Below are 17,412 nucleotides of genomic sequence, written 5' to 3'. Positions count from 1 at the left end.
TCACGAAAAAAGAAAAAGGTTACATCAAAATAATAAATTTAAGATTTTTTTTCATCTTGTCACTTTTGCTAGGGTCTCACACGTACGATAGTAAATGTAACGGAAATGACTTTATGAAACAAAATCTTAAATTTACTCTTATTGAACTGCTGGTGGTGATCGCCATTATCGGCATACTGGCCTCACTCATCCTCCCCACTTTAGGAAAAGCGAGATCCAAAGCCCGCACAAGTATCTGTGTCAACAATCAATCGAGCATTAATAAAGGAACTTTATTTTTTCTTGATGATAATGATCAAAAGTATCCTGCCATCACACAATTAATTAACCGCACCTACTTTGATTCTGGTACAGCTAATAATGCGACTTCTCAAGCACACGCAAATTTGAACGCTCTTTTAGCGAGTCAGTATGGATTTTCTGAGGATTCGTTTCAATGCCCAGAATCAAGCGTATACGACAGCACCAATGCCATGAAACATAACTATGGCTTTAATGCTCATCTCACTAGAGATAATCAACTGAATAACCCCATGAACTTTACCGATGAAGGTTATTCCATCACCTCTATTCATAAAACCTCAGAAACCATACAAACTGTCTCAGGGCAGGCATGGGGACTTTTCAATTTTGGCTGGGAATGGTCGATCTCTGTACGTCATGGAGATAATTATAAACTCGTCCATAGTTTTACCGATGGGCATGTCTCTGTCTTACCCTTCACGGCTTTAAATAATAATGCCCAATGGTTGAGACCCTATGAATCGACCCAAGAAAGTTGTAGTTCAAGTTTCGGTTTCTCAGGCCAGTAAATTTACATCACACAAATAATTACCTAAGCTCGCGACTTTTGCGAACCTCGCAAAGAATGATCTGTGCCCTTGCATTTTGGCAAGACTTAGTCGATTAACTTATCGATGAGTCCAGTTTTATCTGTTCTTTGCGTTCGCTATAGCGATCGACGAGGAATTCTGAGTTCTCGCGCAAGAGGTAAGTCAAACGCATCAGTTCTTCCATAACATCGACGACGCGATCGCGATAGGATGAGTCCTTCATGCTGCCATCTTCCTCGAATTCTTGGTAAGCCTTGGCCACAGAGGATTGATTGGAAATTGTGAACATTCTCATCCAACGCCCCAAGACACGCATATTATTGAGCGTATTGAAGCTCTGGGAACCACCACTGACTTGCATGAGGGCTAAGGTCTTGCCTTGCGTAGGTCGCACAGCGCCGATGCTGAGGGGAACCCAATCAATTTGCGTTTTCATGAGTCCGGACATATTGCCGTGTAATTCAGGTGAAGACCACACTTGCCCTTCGGACCACAAACTCAGTTCGCGCAGTTCTTGTACTTTGGGATGCTCGACTTGATTCTCTGAATCATAAACGGGTAGACCGGTGGGATCGAATAACTTCACTTCCGCACCCATGTATTCTAAAATTCGTGCAGCTTCTTCGGCCAAGAGTTTTGAATAAGAGCGCTCGCGTAGTGAACCGTATAAAATGAGGATGCGTGGTGAATGTTTAATTTTGAGTGTGTCATTGATGAGATGAAATGTTTCTTGCTTGAGGTAATCTGACTGTGCCATAATTGGAGTCCTTTTTAAAAATGTCTTAACAGGTTTTACCTGAATTTTCTTTTGTCGTGTAGTCAATAATTTTGCCATGGGCATCAAAGGCGAATTCACAACAGGATTCAAAGCTTTTACGCAACTCAGTTCGTGCTTTTTTAACGCGAGATTTTAAAGTAGAATAAGCCAAGCCCTGCTCTTTCGCATAGTCTTTTTGTGACTGACCTTCGATGTCTATCGCAATCAATAAATCGCTGTATTCATCTGCTAGATTTTGAATAAAGGGCAGGACACAATTTGCCAATTCACTTTCCGCGAGATTGTGTTCAGATTCACCTTCGCTGAGTAAATCTTGAAATTCTAGGCTCTGGTTTTTTCCCTTTTTACGATAAAAGTCAATAATGCTCCTTTGAGCCAACTGAAAGAGCCACGCTTTGATACTTTGCGCTGATCGCAAAGAGTCTAAACTCTTATGAGTTTTGAGCATAATCTCCTGCAGTAAATCGTCCACATCTGCAGGATTGGAGACTTTCGAATGAAGAAAGTTTTTTATCCCCATGCGATAATCGTTCCAAACCAAATCTAATTTGATTGCCGTCATTTTTACACCTTATAATTCATTGTTTAACTATAAGACGTAAGTCAATTAAAAAAGACGAAGCTATTTGGAAAATTTATAAAAAATACTGTTTTAAAATCGCGGTGTAGATGTCGCCAACGCGATAATCTTCTGGTTCACATTCAGATAAGATAATATCTAACTTGGCTTCATCTTGGACACCCGGTTCACGACCCAGCATAAAGCTCAGCAGCTTTTTGGTAAAGGCTCGTGCCATGGGTTTTGAATGAGTACTTAAATACTCCTTGAGCGCGCTGATATCGGTGATTTTTTTATCGTTAATTTGCACTGGCGCCGGGGAGAACTTGTCATTGTAATGGCCAATTGAATCATATTTATCCATAAGAATCGCAAAAGAATCCAAACGTTTGTGGCAGGAATGACAGGCAGGATTTTTGGCGTGTACTTCAAGACGTTCCCGCAAGGTTTTTCCACCCACTTCATTTTCAAAGTCATTGACATCCACATCTGGTGGCGAGGGCAAGGGCGAGTCGAGTATATTTTCCGATATCCATGCCGCGCGACGGATGGGAAGAGGATCGACACCATTGCTCGTCGCAGTTAGAAAGGCACCAGAAGTCAGTATGCCACCACGCTCAGATTTTGAGGTATCGACTTGCATAAACACACCAGAATCAGGCGCATTTTTAGTATTCAATCGATAAAATTTCATCAGCTCTTTGTTCAAGAAGGCATAATCTGAGTTCACCAAATCAGTGACGGGGCGATTATTGCGAAACATGTTCATCATAAACATTTCCACTTCTTGCTGCTGATAGGATTGCATGTTATCCCTATAGTAATTTTTGAACTTACCTTCATCTGGCAGATTATTGTCTATTTGGCCTAGAGTTAACCACTGATAGGTAAAGGCATTGGAGAAACGACGGAAACGATCATTCTTGATCAACCAATCCCCAAAGCTTTTGTGATCTTTTTTCTTTATGGCTGCCGTATAGTTTTCTGCGAACTCCGCATTGGGAGCAGATTTATGAGTCACATAAGAAGCATAGCGCAATTTGTCTTGAAGGGTTTTGGCGGCGGAATCAATAATCAAAAAACGCGGCGACAAAAAGAAGCTGATCATCGTATTGCGGTAGGCATCTTCCATCTTCATCTTTTGCTTGCGCAAATCTCTGAACATGTAGGTGTAAATTACATTAAAGTTCATGCCATTAAAAGCATGTAAGTACTTAAACTTTTCTCGAACTTCCATATCATTGATTTTCGTCCTTTCGTCAAAAGACATGGGATTAAGCACAACATCGTAAGGCCCCTCAAGACTCATTTCGCTGAACTTCACCATGGGAAAATCATATTTTTCTTTTGTGAAGAGCGGGGTCTCTGCTTCGATATGTTTGAGTTCTAATTTATCTCCATGCTTATTCAAAGCACTGAGGTAGCCGATTCTTCTCAAACTGGGGAGACTCTTCCAATCGAGACTATAGGCCAAGGCCGATTGACGTTTAATCGTGAATTCAATAGCGTATTCACCTTCAGAGGAAATCTCGATTGTCTCTAAATACCTCAGCTTGGCAAAGGGGTCGGATACTCCGGGGGGTTCGAGATAGAAACGTACGGGCATAACCAATGTATCGTTTTCTTCAAAAAACTTTTCGTAGAGCGAAACCAATTCTTTGCCGTACTTACTCTCGGTAATTTTGCTCATATTCATATTTTCATTACTCGCCTTAAACCTTAGAGTATAAGTACCTGGGGGCAAGACACGTTCGGCTAGCTCTTTATTGACGAGTTCATTTTCATTCGCATCGAGGTAGCGATCTTGCTTAGTTTCCTTGCGCTCGGTGATATCTTCGAAGTAAATCGAACTATAAAGGCGGGGCTTATATTGCGACCATCGCAAATGAGTTTCCCCTAATTTTTTAAACTCGACACAACTGAAACCCTGAGACGGGAATTTCACAATCATATCGAGAGGATCAACTTGCGGGCGCAAACCAATGAAACTCTGCAAGACATCGTAGAGAATATTGTAATAACGGCTGATGTAATGCGGACTCAAAATATTGCGCTGATGAGAATAATATTTGGTGTCCGAATAAGATTGATACAAAGTTTTCAAAGGGTTGTATTGCTCGTAATCAATATCGAATAAATCGCCCATGGTATTTTGAATTTCATACGGGGTTAAAACTCGTGTGGTCATGCCTTCTTTGAGGTCATCAAACATCAATTTAATGGAAGCTAAAACGAGTTCTTGTTCTTCTTTCTCTAAGGGAATTGAATCGGGTTCATCTTCTACTGGCGGTGGCATCTCGCCTTTATTGATACTGCGATAGACCTTTGCCCAAGCTTTTGAATTTACCGCTTTAGAGGCCATCAAACGAGCGATGTTAAAATCCCCTTCAACTTCTTTGCCTTCCGCACCGTGGCAGTTCACACACTTATTCTTGAGTGTTTCGTTAAAACTAAAATGGCTCAATTCGCCTTTAAATACATCGCTTTCTTCAGGTTGAAATAAATTGATGCTCTTCTCATCAATTTCAGGTTCTGCTTTCTTTACGGGCTCAACTTTTTTGATAATGACTTTAGGCTTGGGTTTTACTTCTTTTTTCTTTACTGGCTTGGGCTTATTTTTCTCTGCGAGCTCGGCCTGCTGTTGTTTTACATAATCAATAATCTCTTGATGATAGACGCCTAGAGCCGCAAGTACGATCAAACACAGGAGAGTGCCGATTGGAAATTTTTTCTTCTTTTTGACTTTAGGACGATTGGTGGGAACGCGCATTTTTTGCTTAGCTTTGATTTTTCCCTTGTTCGTTTTTTTCTTCGTCTTTGTGACTGCTTTCTGTTTATTTACTTCTGCCAACGCGTTCTCTTGAGTTCTTTTTACTTCTGAAGCTTTAGCGAGAAGCTGAGCTTTCGCATCATTTGCTTGAGGTTTTACGCGCTTTAAATTATTGAGTTCATCCCCATTTAAATTTTCGACACTAGCTTTATCATCCCCGTATTGAGAAGACAAAACACGAGCCTCTTGTAAAGCTTGCTGTTGAGCATTCTCTTTCTGTGCATTTAAGGAATTGTCTTGATCTATACTAGCCAGATCTTCATTCAATTGGATTTTTAGATCTGATTTTCGGCTCGAATTCGTACTTGATGATAAAGGATTTTGGGCGACAAACTCTTTACTGCCTGTAACTGGCGCTGGTGGAATTTCTTGAATGGGCGCTGCTTCAACTGACAAGTCCTGAGCATTCGCTGTTTGTGCCTCGCCCTCTTTCATGATCTCATCGATTTCAAATAAGGTTTGCTCTAAAAGCTTTTCAGTCTCGCCACCCTCTAATTTTCCTGCAGCCAAATCGCCTTCGAGTTGTTCGAGGTAGTCGAGCTTGGCCTTGAGTGTATCCTTCTGCTCACGAGTTAAGCGGAGTCCACCTTCTGGAGCATTAGTCCCCTCATTATTATCATCGATATTCATCTAATCTTAAGCCTAAAAAAGTTCTTCAACAATTTTTGAATCATTTTGAAAACTGGGGTTCGAAAAGCCAAGTTGTTTTAAGACAGAATTAAACATATTTGATGTGGTATATATATGTTCTTTACCATCTAAGCAGGCAATTGATTCTTTATGCTGGAAACCACCACCGAAAAGGAAGGCCGGTGCACGTTTATTATCGTGATGACAGGCATTGGCCATGCCACAGTGAAATAACACAATAGTATCATCGTAAAGACCACCCTCTTGAAGTTTATGCAGAAAGTTTTTAACTCCCGTTAAGACGCCCGCGTCAATGATCTCTAAGCCACGTATGCGCTCAGGATAATTCCCGTGGTGTGTATTGCCATGGTGCCCCAATTCAACGCCAGCTAAGCCTTCCTGTAACCTGCCATTGCCAAACTGTACAATAGCAATTTTTGTCTGCTCTCTTTCCAAAGCATCATAGATTAATTGAAAATTATTATCGCATGATGGGATTGGCTGGTTCTCTTCATTTTCGGCAAAGGCTTTCTTTTGGTAAGGTTTCGAAACCTTGAGCCATTTTTCACGTTCATCTAAAACTGCCAACTGATAATCAAGCGAAGCTTTCATCGTCTCCTCTTGCGGGTTACCGCGCCAAAAACGACGTAAATTACGTGCTAAAGTCGATAAGATATCACGCTCTCTTCTAATGCGGGCTTTATCTAAACGTGTGTCAGATCGAGAAAAGAGTGTTTCATATAGGCTATTGGCCCCATCAATGGAAATCATTGGTTGCTCAAAACGATTCCACGACATGTGATTGCCGCTCTTATTTAACTTGTGATAGAGGAACTTGTGGCGAGTTTCTTGAATTGATCCATCTGCAATAACTTGATCCAAGCTCATCATCACTTTTTCGGGGTAGTTCTCCCTATGCTCATATTTCAAGGCCGTAAAAGTCGCATGCTGGCATTCATGTCCTCCTCCCATCCCCGGCTGAGAAATGCCATCAAAATAAGTCATTTGTCCTTTAAACTCAGAAAAGTGTTCGGTCATATACTTACTGGACGCACCGCCCTCACGGAAATTGGGCCCGTAGAGTCCGAGATCAAGATTTATGAGAACTACATTCTTCTTAAGATTGACTCTATACTCAGGTTTTTTACTTGCGGCGAAAGTATTGGCCGATTGTAAAAGCCCTCCGGCTGCAACAGAACTTAAAAATGATCGACGGTTGAGCATCTCAAATCTCCAGAATTATATTTTATCAATTTTGCTATTAATAAAAATATGATCGTGAAAAAGATGAACACCTAACAAGGTAGACTATAAAAAATAAGTGATTGTCGTGATTGGATAAAAAATATTCGTGTCAGGATAAGTTAAAAAAGAAAAATCGACAGCCCTAAGACGGATCTGTCGATTTATTCCAAAGCCCTCTAATTCAAAACTTACTACAGGACGTAATACTTCAATATAGCTGCGTAGAGCTCACCAACTCGATAGGAATTTTCTTTAGTCTCAGCTAAGATCATGTCAAGTTTAGCTTCATCTTGAACACCTGGTTCACGGCCGCTCATATAACTAATGAGTTTCTTGGAGAAAGCTCGAGCCATGGGTTTTGAGTAGTTCTCGAGGTAGGCCTTCAATTGAGTCACATCAGAGACCTTTTGGTCATTAATTTTGACTGGATCTGCAACGTAATGATTATTGAGTCCACCAATGGAGTCGTATTTATCCATGAGGATAGCTAATGAATCCAAACGCTTGTGGCAGGAATGACATGCGGGGTTTTGAGCATGAACGTCTAAACGTTCACGGAGAGTTCTTCCCGTTGAAGTATCTTCAAAATCATTCACATCCACATCTGGAGGTGAAGGCAAGGGTGAATCGAGAATATTCTCAGAAATCCAAGCTGCACGTTTAATGGGGAGAGGGTCCACGCCATTGCCAGTGGCTGTTAAAAAGGCTGCCATACTTAAAACACCCCCACGACCAGCCTTTTTGGCATCAACCTTCGAGAACAAGCCATCATCTGACATATTGCCCGTATAGAGACCATAAAAATCCATCAAACCCTTATCCATGAAACTGTAATCGGCTTGGACCAATTCCAAGATGGGACGATTTTCACGGAACATATTCAGTAAGAACAACTCCGCTTCTTGACGCTGACGTCGCTCCATTTCATTCTGATAATAGCTTCTGAATTTCCCCTCGTCAGGTAAATTATTGTTAATCTCACCTAGTTTGAGCCATTGGTAAGTAAAAGCATTAGAAAAGCGTCTAAAATTCTTATGTTGAATCAGCCAATTCCCTAGAGTCTTATAATCTTTTTTCTTTGTGGCTGACTTATACATGGCTGCGAACTCCGCAGATGGTGGTGACTTGTGAGTCATATAAGAAGTATAACGGATTTTATCTTCGATCGTTTTAGCCATCGAATCCAAAATAAGGAAACGAGGAGACATAAAGAAGGTGATCATCGTATTGCGATAAGCATCTTCCATCTTCATTTTTTGTTTGCGTAAATCGCCAAACATATAAGTGTAAATGACGCTTAGCTTCATTCCGTTAAAGGAATGGAGATACTTAAATTTCTCGCGTACTTCCATGTCGTTAATTTTAGTTCTTTCATCAAATGACAAGGGGTTCAACTTCACATCAAAGGGGCCTTCGATTTTTTGATTAGTGATTTTAATCATAGGAAAGTCATATTCTTTTCTGTCCATGAAAGCTCGTGCTTCTTCACGTTCTTTTTCTCCGGCATCTTCTCCATGCCTATGATACGCAAGCATATTGCCCAAACGATTACGGCCAATTAGATTTTTCCAGTCAAGAGCAAAGGAGACGCCCGAACGACGTTTAATTTCAAATTCAATGCCATACTCACCTTCGGAAGAAATCTCTATCGTTTCCAAATACTTAAGTCTAGCAAATGGATCGGCGGTTCCCGGGGGTTCTAAATAAAAACGCACCGGCATAGTGGGGTTGGGGTTTTCTTCAAACAACTGCTCATAATGAGAGGCAATGGCTTCCCCATACTTTTCTTTAGTGATCTTACTCGAAGACATATTTTCGCAACTCGCTGTGAAAGTGAGACGATACTTCCCTGGTGGTAGCGAGCGGGCAGCTAGCATTTTATTCACAATTTCGTTATTATTATTGTCTAAATAGCGATCCTGCTTAGTTTCTTTTTTCTCTGAGAGATCCTTGAAATTTAATGAGCAATACCACGCTGGATTATACTGTGGCCAGCGCACATGAGTTACGGCTCCAAAGTTCCTTACATGAAAAGGCGTGCTCGGAAATTTAACGGATTGATTGAGAGGATCAAGTTGCGGACGTAAGCCAATAAAACTCTGCAACATATCGTAAAGGATATTGTAATAACGACTGAGGTAATGCGGACTCAAAATCTTGCGTTGATGCGTATAAAAACTCTTTTCTGAATAAGAGTTATGTACATCAGCTACAGGGTTATACTGCGAGTAGTCAATGTCAAATAAGTCTCCCAAGGTGTTCTGAATCTCGTAGGGAGTCATCACGCGTGTCGTCACCCCTTCTTTGAGGTCTTCAAACATGACTTTGATTGATGTTAGAAGTAATTCTTGCTCTTCGTTTTCAAGAGGTATTGAATCGGGTTCGTCTTCCACAGGAGGAGGCATTTCCCCCTTGTCAATGCTACGGTAAACTTTGGCCCAAGTTCTGGAATTCAATGACTTGGATGCGATCAAACGATCAATATTAAAATCACCCTCAACTTCTTTGCCTTCAGCTCCGTGACAAGTCACACATTTATTTTTGAGGACTTCATTGAAACTCAAATGAGTTAACTCGCCCGTAAAAACATTCTCGTCATTGGGTTGGAAAAAATTCTGTGGTTCTGCTTCGGGCTCTTTTTCTACAGGTTTCTCTACAACTATGGGCTTCGGTTTGGGCTTGGCCTTAGGCTTCGGTTTTTCTTTTTTGACAACGGGTTTGGGCTTATTCTTTTCCGCAAGTTCATCTTGTTGTTGCTTAATAAAGCCAATGATATCTTTATAGAAAAATGCACCCGCACCGATAATCAAAAGTAGGAGTACCGTACCAATTGGGAAAGATTTTTTCTTAGTCCTACGAGGAACTTTTGTCGGGACTTTAAGCTTTTTCTTTGAAGTAAGTTTAGATTTGCTTTTTTTGTGGGGAGAGGCTTCAGACGAAGTTTGTTTTCTAGCATCGAAATTAGGTTTCTGAGCTTTCTCACTACTTGCAGAAGCTTTGACTTTATTTTTAGCTGCGGCAAATTTTTCTTCTGCAGAAACAGACTTGGGTTCATGAGTCGACTGTACTTCTCGTGGAGAGGCACCCAACTTTGGTAGATCTTCTAAATCTGTACTCACTTGAGCTGCCTCTGGAGTAGGACTTTGCACCTCAGCTAGAGCTGGTTCTGCAACTTCTTGATTGGCTTTAAATTCGCGTTCGAGTTCACGTCCCACTTCAAGTATGGCTTCAACTTCAGCCATGCCTTGACTCAACAAATGATCGGCCTTCTCTTTCGGAACCTCACCCTTGGCAATTAGTGTCTCTAAGGCCTCGAGTTCGGCGAGTTTATCGCGGAGCATTTGTTTAAGCTCCGGACTCATCATAGGTACAGAACCACCCTCTTCGGGCGTAGCTTGATTATCACTCATCTTAAAACCTAAACTTTAAACAGCTCAGGGATGGCCTGTTTACTATTGCTAAAAGTTTTATTATTAAAACCGCTCTGTTTGAGGATACTTGTGAATAGATCACTTGTAGAATAAATGTGTTCTTTCCCATTTAAGCAGGCAATGGATTCTTTGTGATTAAAACCGCCACCAAACAAAAAGGCTGGAGCTTTTTTATTGGTATGCTTAGAAGCATCGGCAAAGCCACTGTGGAAGAGGACAATCGTATCATCATACAAACCACCTTCTTTCAACTTGTGAAGGAAGTTTTTAACGCCTGTTAATACACCTGTATCAATTGTTTCTAAAGCGTAAATACGTTCAGCGTAGCCGCCGTGGTGAGTGTTGCCGTGGTGACCAAGTTCAACACCAGAAAGTCCTGCATTTAAGCCCCCTGCGCCAAATTCTACTAAGGCAATTTTAGTCTGCTTTTTCTCTAAAGCATCATAAACCAATTGAAAGTTATTATCACAAGATGGAATGGGCTGTCTCTCATCTCTTTCGCCAAAAGCTTTTTTCAAATAAGGCTTACTGACTTTGAGCCACTTTTCTCGTTCGTCTAAAACGGCCAACTGATAGTCCAGTGAGGCCTTCATATCTTCTTCTTGAATATTTCCACGCCAGTAACGACGAAGGTTTCGCGCTAGAGTTGAAAGGATATCGCGTTCTCGACGGATTCTCGCTTTCTCCAACTTAGTATCAGTACGAGAAAAAAGTGTTTCGTAGAGCTCATTAGCTCCTTCAATAGCTGGCAAGGGCTGCTCAAACTTGTTCCAAGACATGGCCGAACCACGATTGATGCGATGGTAAAGAAATTTATGGCGAGTTTCTTGTATGGAACCATCCGCTAAAATCTGATCAAGACTGATCATTTTCTTTTGCGGATAATGTTCGCGATCTTCGTAGGGGATAGTGGTAAAAGTTGCAGGTTGGCATTCGTGGCTGCCCGACATGCCCTTTTCTGACAAGCCATCAAAATAAGTCATTTGACCTTTGAATTCCGAGAAAATTTCGGTCATATACTTACAATTGGCACCATTTTCTTGGAAATTGGGGGCATAAAGACCGAGGTCTAAACTCACTAAAACAACATTTTTCTTTAAGTTAACTCTTGGCTCAACTTTCTTACTCGCTGCCGACAACTGGCTCGCTGGAATCGTTAATCCTGCGGCGCTTGAAGCTAAAAAGCCTCTACGGTTCATCATCTTACAATCTCCAAAAATAATTCTATGCTTACCTATAAACGTATATTTAAAGTAATTATTTGACAAATTTGTCATATTTTATAACATTCTTTATAAACCTTAACCAGAAAAAATCACTAAAGTTACAAATCATCACAAAAATAAATTACTTTTTATTATATTTTTCATATGAACTACCAACTAGATACTCACATTCGAACTAAAAATGACTTCGTACCAAGTAAATAAGTTCCCTATACTTATTGTACTGAATCTGCAGATCTTATTTCTCTTTCGGCTAAAAGAAGAATTAAATCAATGATTTTATTCAACTCTTGCTATCAAAGACGGTTCAACCTAAAAGACTTAGACAAAGAAATTGATTTTTTCAAAAAAATTTAATCATTGTTCGTGTAAGTGGAGCACTATTTTAAATAATTATTGAGCTCAGTAAACTCACTAAGATAAGCCAGGCCTAAATCCTGCAAAGAAAGGCGATTATAGCCGCAAAAAGCGATGCCATTGGCATCAGCAGCACGGAAATCATTGATGGAATCGCCAATGAGAATTGTTTCACTGGCTAGGTAGTTATTGGACTCCAAAATATTCTTTACGAGCTCCGGCTTTGGCGTCGGCGAACCATGAAAGCTTTTAAAATAGCAAGCGAGTTCTTGAGCTTCGGCGACGCGTTTTAATTCGCTCTCTTCGGACCCAGAAGCCACGTGAAAGTTATACTGTTTGTGATTTTCTCTGACCCACTGAATCGATTCAGCAATCTGTAGGGCTGGGTCGACTAATTCCTTAAGGGCAAATTCTGAAAATTTTCGGGATAAGCCTGCAACTTCATCCTCTGTAATCGCTTCGCCAAGCATCTCCTCATAGAACATGCGGAACTTCACAAACCTCGAAATGCCGCCATTAGCCTGATGATAAGCGACGAGCTCAGCAACCTTATCCGCATCGTGATCACGCAAGACGTATTCAAACGCACGATCTTTGACTGAATTAGAATCGAGAATCACCCCATCCCAATCAAAAATAATATTCTTAATCACAAATCATCCTGAATTAATTTAATTAAACTCAGTTTAATAGTGATAAGGCCAAGCTACAAGCAAGGTATTCAGAATGAACCCTGCCTTATTCAACTCTTATCTTGTAGCCCAATTATTGATAAATTAAAAAAGATAATTCTTAATCACCTCGGAGTAGAGATCCCCCACGCGGTAGCCATCGGCTTCAGTTGCCTTTAAAATCGCGTCGAGTACCGCCTCATCTTTGACGCCAACTTCACGCCCCATCATGAAGCTAATCAGTTTGCGTGTGAAGGCACGCGCCATGGGCTTTTGGTATTCTCCGAGATATTTTTTAAGATCTTCCACATCACTCAGACTCTTATCGTTTATTTTTACCTTCTCTGAATTATAATGATTATTGTAAGCTCCAATAGAATCAAACTTATCCATGAGAATCGCCAGGGAATCCAGACGTTTGTGACAAGAATGACACGCGGGATTCAGCGCATGAACATCCAGACGCTCACGAAGTGTTTTTCCACTCATGGTTTGCTCAAATTCTGTGACATCCACATCGGGAGGAGAGGGCAGAGGCGAGTCCAAAATATTTTCAGAGATCCACGCCGCACGACGAAGGGGAAGGGGATCCACACCATTGCCCGTGGCAGTGAGAAAAGCTCCCATACTAAGAACTCCACCACGCCCTGAACTGCCGGTTTTCAACAGAGCAAACTCACCTGTACCAAAGCTTGCCTCGGAATGAATTCCGTAAAAATCCTTCAAATCTTTATCCACAAAAGTGTAATCTGCATTCACTAAGTCTGTGATCGGCCGATTCTTTCTAAACATGTTCATCATAAACATCTCAGCTTCTTTCTGCTGAAGGTCGGCATAGTTCTTGCGGTAGTAATCTCTAAACTTTCCTTCATCGGGTAGGTTATTACTAATTTCTCCAAGCTTTAACCACTGATAAGTAAAGGCATTATTGAAGCGGCGAAAGCGTTCGTGATCTATGAGCCATTTTCCCAAACTCATATGATTCTTCCCCCTTAAAGCAGAGGTGTATACCTTCTGAAAATCCTCATTGGGAGGTGATTTATGGGCTGCATAAGAATAGAAGCGAATCTGGTCATCGAGACTCTTCGCCGCCGAATTCAAAATAAGAAACTTAGAAGACATAAAGTAGGTGATCAAGGTATTGCGATAAGCATCTTCCATTTTCATTTTTTGTTTTCTCAAATCTCTAAACATGTAGGTGTAAATCACACTCAACTTCATGCCATTGAAACTATGGAGGTACTTAAATTTCTCACGAACTTCGGTATCATTAATTTTGGTTCTTTCATCAAATGACAAGGGGTTTAACTTCACCTCAAAGGGGCCTTCCAGTTTAACGTCGCTAAACTTCACCATGGGAAAATCGAACTCTTTTTTACCGAGTTCTGCACTGATGCCTTCAATTTGCTTCAGTTCCAATTGCTCCCCGTGCCTATGGTAGCCTATATTTCTAGCTAAATGGCCCTGCCCCATAATCCCTGGCTCATCTAAATGCAAAGCGACTCCTGAGCGCCGCGTCACGACAAATTGAATCGCATATTCGCCTTCGGATGATATTTCAACAGTTTCTAGATATTTCCGTTTAGCAAAAGGATCGGCAACACCAGGGGGTTCGAGATAAAACTTAACTGGCAGAACTGGGTTGAGATTTTCTTCAAAAAACTTTTCATAATGCCCAACAATTTTTTTGCCGTACTTTTCTTCAGTGATTTTACTCATGGACATATTTTCACAACTGGCCTTAAATCGCAATGTATAAGTTCCGGGGGGGATAGATTTTGCGGCAAGCATACTATTGACTAATTGATTATCGTTACCATCTAAATAGCGATCTTGCTTTGTTTCTTTCTTTTCACCAAGGTCCTTAAAATTTAGAGTGACGAGTTTACTCGCTATGTGCCAACGCAGGTGCGACTCATCTTTAAAACTGTAGTGAACCGCTCCAACTTGACGAAATTTGGTCTCCAAATCCAGGGGGTCAACCTGGGGCCTAAGTCCAATAAAACTCTGTAAAATATCGTAGAGAAGATTGTAGTAATTGCTCAAGTAATGTGGGCTCAAAATTTTGCGTTGATGAGTGTAAAAAGTCTTTTCTGAATACGATTGATGCATACTGGCCAATGGATTGTACTGCTCGTAATCAATCTCAAATAAATCCCCTAGCGTATTCTGGATTTCATAGGGCGTGAGCACGCGAGTCGTCATACCTTCTTTCAAGTCTTGGTACATCGTCTTAATCGAGGCGAGCACCAGTTCCTTCTCTTCCACTTCGAGTGGCACGGACTCCGGTTCATCCTTAATGCGCGGTGGCATTTCGCCTTTATCAATCGCACGATAAATTTTTGCCCAAGATTTTGCGTTAACCGCACTAGATTTCATCAGTCTAAGGATATTAAAATCACCGCCCACTTCCTTGCCTTCGGCACCGTGACAAGTCACACATTTGTTCGCGAGAACTTCATTAAAGCTATAATGCTTAAGTTCGCCAGTAAAGATATTTTCCTCGTTTGGCTGAAAAAAATTCTGCGCTTCTTCTGCTTCCTTTTCCTTAATGGGCTCAGGCGCTGGCTCGGGTTTAGCTTCTGGCTTGGGTTCTGGCTTGACTTGAACAACAGGCTTTTTACGAGGTTTTTCAGGCGCTGGCTTATAGGCCACATCCTCCTGCATTGTCTTAACAAAATCCATAATTTGCTGATGATAAAAGCCCCCTGCCCCTAAAAGAATCAGAAACAAAATTGTAGCAAGAGGAAATCTCTTTTTCTGGCGAGCTCTTGGGATTTTTGTGGGCACTTTGAGCTTAGGCTTCCCTTTGGATTTAGCTCGGCTAACTTTGCGTGCTGCACTTTCTTTATCAGTATTCGACTTAGTTTTAAGCCTAGTTGGATTATTTTTTTGCGCTTCTTTAAGCTCATTTTTGGGGTCAGGATTGGATTTATCACTCTGCTCACCCACCGTTCTTGAACTGACTTTCTGCAAGGCTTCTTCTTTCACTTTTGTTGCCTTAGCTTCGGCACTTGTATTACTTTGGTGAACTTTCGAATGACTTAAGCGAGGCAAACTTTCTAGGTCTGGTTCAATGATTTCTTTGGCGTCAGAATTTGTTTTAGGCTGAATGGGATCTGTAGCTATTGAATCCAATTGATCACCTGACGAAACTTCGCTAGTTGGGGCACTTAATGCCTTTTCGAGTTCCGCGGGTTCACCTACTCCAGCAGCTAACTCTTCTTCGAGTTTCTGGAGTTTGACAAGCTCATCTTCTAACTCAGCCTGCTTGCGCCCCTCCTCCATGATAGCCTCAACTTCCGCTAAAGTCTTCGCTAATTCAGCATCGGCTTCATCACCTTTCATTTCACCTGCCGCCAACAGGAGCTCTAAGTCTTCAAGGTAGCTTAATTTTTTACTTAATAAATCTTTTTGTTCGCGAGTTAAGCCGGGAATATCCCCCCCCGAAAGGTTTCCTGTACTCATCGATTAAGCCTCAAAAAGTTCATCAATCAATTTATTTTGAGTCTGGAAAGTCCAGTCTTTGAAGCCCGCGTGCTTTAAAATTGATGAAAATAGATTGGCTGTACCATAACGATGCTCCTTAGGCCCTTTGAGGCACTGAACTGATTCTTTGTGATTAAAGCCACCGCCAAATAAAAGTGCTGGGGCCTTTTTATTTGTATGGTAAGTCGCATAGCCCATGCCGCAGTGAAAGAGAACAATCGTATCATCATAAAGTCCACCTTCTTGAAGCTTGTGTAAGAAATATTTAACTCCATTCAAGACGCCCCTATCGATAGTTTCTAGACCGTAAATTCTTTCTGGATATCCCCCGTGATGGGTATTGCCATGGTGACCGAGTTCAACTCCTGACAGGCCTTGGTTGAGACGACCAGCACCAAACTCAACTAAAGCAATTTTGGTCTGTTGTTTCTCCAATGCATCATAAATGAGATCAAAATTATTGTGGCAGGAGGGAATCGGTTTAAGTTCTTCTTTTTCTCCAAAGCTCTTTTTGAGGTAGGGTTGCTTGACCTTGAGCCACTTTTCACGCTCATCCAAAATGGCAAGCTGATAATCCAGAGAAGCCCGCATATCCACTTCCTGAGGGTTGCCCACCCAATAACGCCGAAGATTTCGCGCTAGTGTCGCTAAAATATCTCGCTCACGACGAATTCTTGCTTTATCGAGCCGAGCATCAGTGCGCGCAAAAAGCGTTTCATACAAATTATTGGCACCCTCAACTGCAGGCAAGGGTTGCTCAAAGCGATTCCACGACATAGTAGAGCCAGGATTTATGGTATGATAAATATACTTGTGACGTGTTTCTTGAATGGATCCATCGGCCAAAATCTGATCTAAACTGATCATTTTGCGTTCAGGGTAATGTTGCCGATTTTTATAAGAGATCGTTGTAAAAGTCGCTGGCTGACATGAGTGCCCACCGCCCATATGCGGCTCGGAAATACTATCGAAGTAGGTCATCTGCCCCTTAAATTCAGAAAAAATCTCGGTCATGTATTTACAGCGCGCGCCATTATCCCTGAAATTAGGTGCATAGAGTCCCAAATCTAAACTCAAAAGAACAATATTTTTCTTAAGACTCACTCTTGGTTCAATTTTTTTGGAAGCCCCATAAATGCCATTTGCAGGAATGAGTCCCCCAGCAATAGCTGAAGCTAAAAACGATCTTCGGTCAATCATATCAATTCTCCATTTTTTAAAAAACAGGTGTACGCGTTGAATTATAAACAACTAATCGTAAGCGTTTTTGAATATTTTTTGAAAGAACTACAGACTAATGACTCACATCTTAACTCAAGTAGTTAAAAAATATCAGATTACCAAATAGTACTAGGTCGGTAGC

10 protein-coding genes are annotated in these 17,412 nt (G+C 41.3%); 1 reads left to right on the top strand and 9 read right to left on the bottom strand.

Features of this window, described 5'->3' with window-relative positions; translation table 11 throughout:
- The first annotated feature begins 113 nt into the window (after positions 1-113).
- Positions 114-812, top strand: coding sequence for a type II secretion system protein (locus LNTAR_RS27945; RefSeq protein ID WP_007278370.1), 699 nt, complete (start codon positions 114-116; stop codon positions 810-812).
- Between the two features lie 94 nt (positions 813-906).
- Here LNTAR_RS27945 and arsH read toward each other — a convergent pair whose 3' ends face one another.
- The 9 genes from arsH to LNTAR_RS08940 all read right to left on the bottom strand — a co-directional run bounded on the left by arsH (position 907) and on the right by LNTAR_RS08940 (position 17,249).
- On the bottom strand, positions 907-1,590 hold the full coding sequence (arsH, locus tag LNTAR_RS08980; protein ID WP_007278369.1) for an arsenical resistance protein ArsH: 684 nt from the start codon (positions 1,588-1,590) through the stop codon (positions 907-909).
- A gap of 25 nt (positions 1,591-1,615) precedes the next feature.
- A complete protein-coding gene (gene sigZ, locus LNTAR_RS08975) occupies positions 1,616-2,173 on the bottom strand; it encodes an RNA polymerase sigma factor SigZ (protein ID WP_007278368.1) in 558 nt (185 codons plus the stop codon).
- 73 nt (positions 2,174-2,246) lie between these two features.
- Positions 2,247-5,630 (bottom strand): DUF1588 domain-containing protein, encoded by a 3,384-nt coding sequence (locus LNTAR_RS08970; RefSeq protein WP_007278367.1) that lies wholly within the window; start codon positions 5,628-5,630, stop codon positions 2,247-2,249.
- Positions 5,631-5,642: 12 nt separating this feature from the next.
- Complete coding sequence (locus LNTAR_RS08965) at positions 5,643-6,854, bottom strand: DUF1552 domain-containing protein (protein ID WP_007278366.1); 1,212 nt, start codon at positions 6,852-6,854, stop codon at positions 5,643-5,645.
- Positions 6,855-7,066: 212 nt separating this feature from the next.
- Positions 7,067-10,285, bottom strand: a complete 3,219-nt coding sequence (locus LNTAR_RS08960) for a DUF1588 domain-containing protein (RefSeq protein WP_007278365.1) — start codon at positions 10,283-10,285, stop codon at positions 7,067-7,069.
- Between the two features lie 8 nt (positions 10,286-10,293).
- The gene (locus LNTAR_RS08955; protein ID WP_007278364.1) at positions 10,294-11,508 is read right to left on the bottom strand and encodes a DUF1552 domain-containing protein; all 1,215 of its coding nucleotides are present in this window, start codon (positions 11,506-11,508) and stop codon (positions 10,294-10,296) included.
- A gap of 404 nt (positions 11,509-11,912) precedes the next feature.
- Positions 11,913-12,542, bottom strand: coding sequence for an HAD family hydrolase (locus LNTAR_RS08950; RefSeq protein WP_007278363.1), 630 nt, complete (start codon positions 12,540-12,542; stop codon positions 11,913-11,915).
- A gap of 123 nt (positions 12,543-12,665) precedes the next feature.
- Positions 12,666-16,028, bottom strand: a complete 3,363-nt coding sequence (locus tag LNTAR_RS08945; RefSeq protein WP_007278362.1) for a DUF1588 domain-containing protein — start codon at positions 16,026-16,028, stop codon at positions 12,666-12,668.
- Between the two features lie 3 nt (positions 16,029-16,031).
- Positions 16,032-17,249, bottom strand: a complete 1,218-nt coding sequence (locus tag LNTAR_RS08940) for a DUF1552 domain-containing protein (protein WP_007278361.1) — start codon at positions 17,247-17,249, stop codon at positions 16,032-16,034.
- Positions 17,250-17,412 lie beyond the last annotated feature (163 nt).

The organism is Lentisphaera araneosa HTCC2155 (genome assembly GCF_000170755.1).
Taxonomy (GTDB): Bacteria; Verrucomicrobiota; Lentisphaeria; order Lentisphaerales; family Lentisphaeraceae; genus Lentisphaera; species Lentisphaera araneosa.
This window is presented reverse-complemented; position numbering and strand designations above follow the sequence as displayed.

Coding starts and splice junctions, on each gene's coding strand:
- arsH (WP_007278369.1), bottom strand. CDS start 1,590: ATGGCACAGTCAGATTACCTCAAGCAAGAAACATTTCATCTCATCAAT.
- sigZ (WP_007278368.1), bottom strand. CDS start 2,173: ATGACGGCAATCAAATTAGATTTGGTTTGGAACGATTATCGCATGGGG.
- LNTAR_RS08955 (WP_007278364.1), bottom strand. CDS start 11,508: ATGATGAACCGTAGAGGCTTTTTAGCTTCAAGCGCCGCAGGATTAACG.
- LNTAR_RS27945 (WP_007278370.1), top strand. CDS start 114: ATGAAACAAAATCTTAAATTTACTCTTATTGAACTGCTGGTGGTGATC.
- LNTAR_RS08970 (WP_007278367.1), bottom strand. CDS start 5,630: ATGAATATCGATGATAATAATGAGGGGACTAATGCTCCAGAAGGTGGA.
- LNTAR_RS08945 (WP_007278362.1), bottom strand. CDS start 16,028: ATGAGTACAGGAAACCTTTCGGGGGGGGATATTCCCGGCTTAACTCGC.
- LNTAR_RS08940 (WP_007278361.1), bottom strand. CDS start 17,249: ATGATTGACCGAAGATCGTTTTTAGCTTCAGCTATTGCTGGGGGACTC.
- LNTAR_RS08965 (WP_007278366.1), bottom strand. CDS start 6,854: ATGCTCAACCGTCGATCATTTTTAAGTTCTGTTGCAGCCGGAGGGCTT.
- LNTAR_RS08960 (WP_007278365.1), bottom strand. CDS start 10,285: ATGAGTGATAATCAAGCTACGCCCGAAGAGGGTGGTTCTGTACCTATG.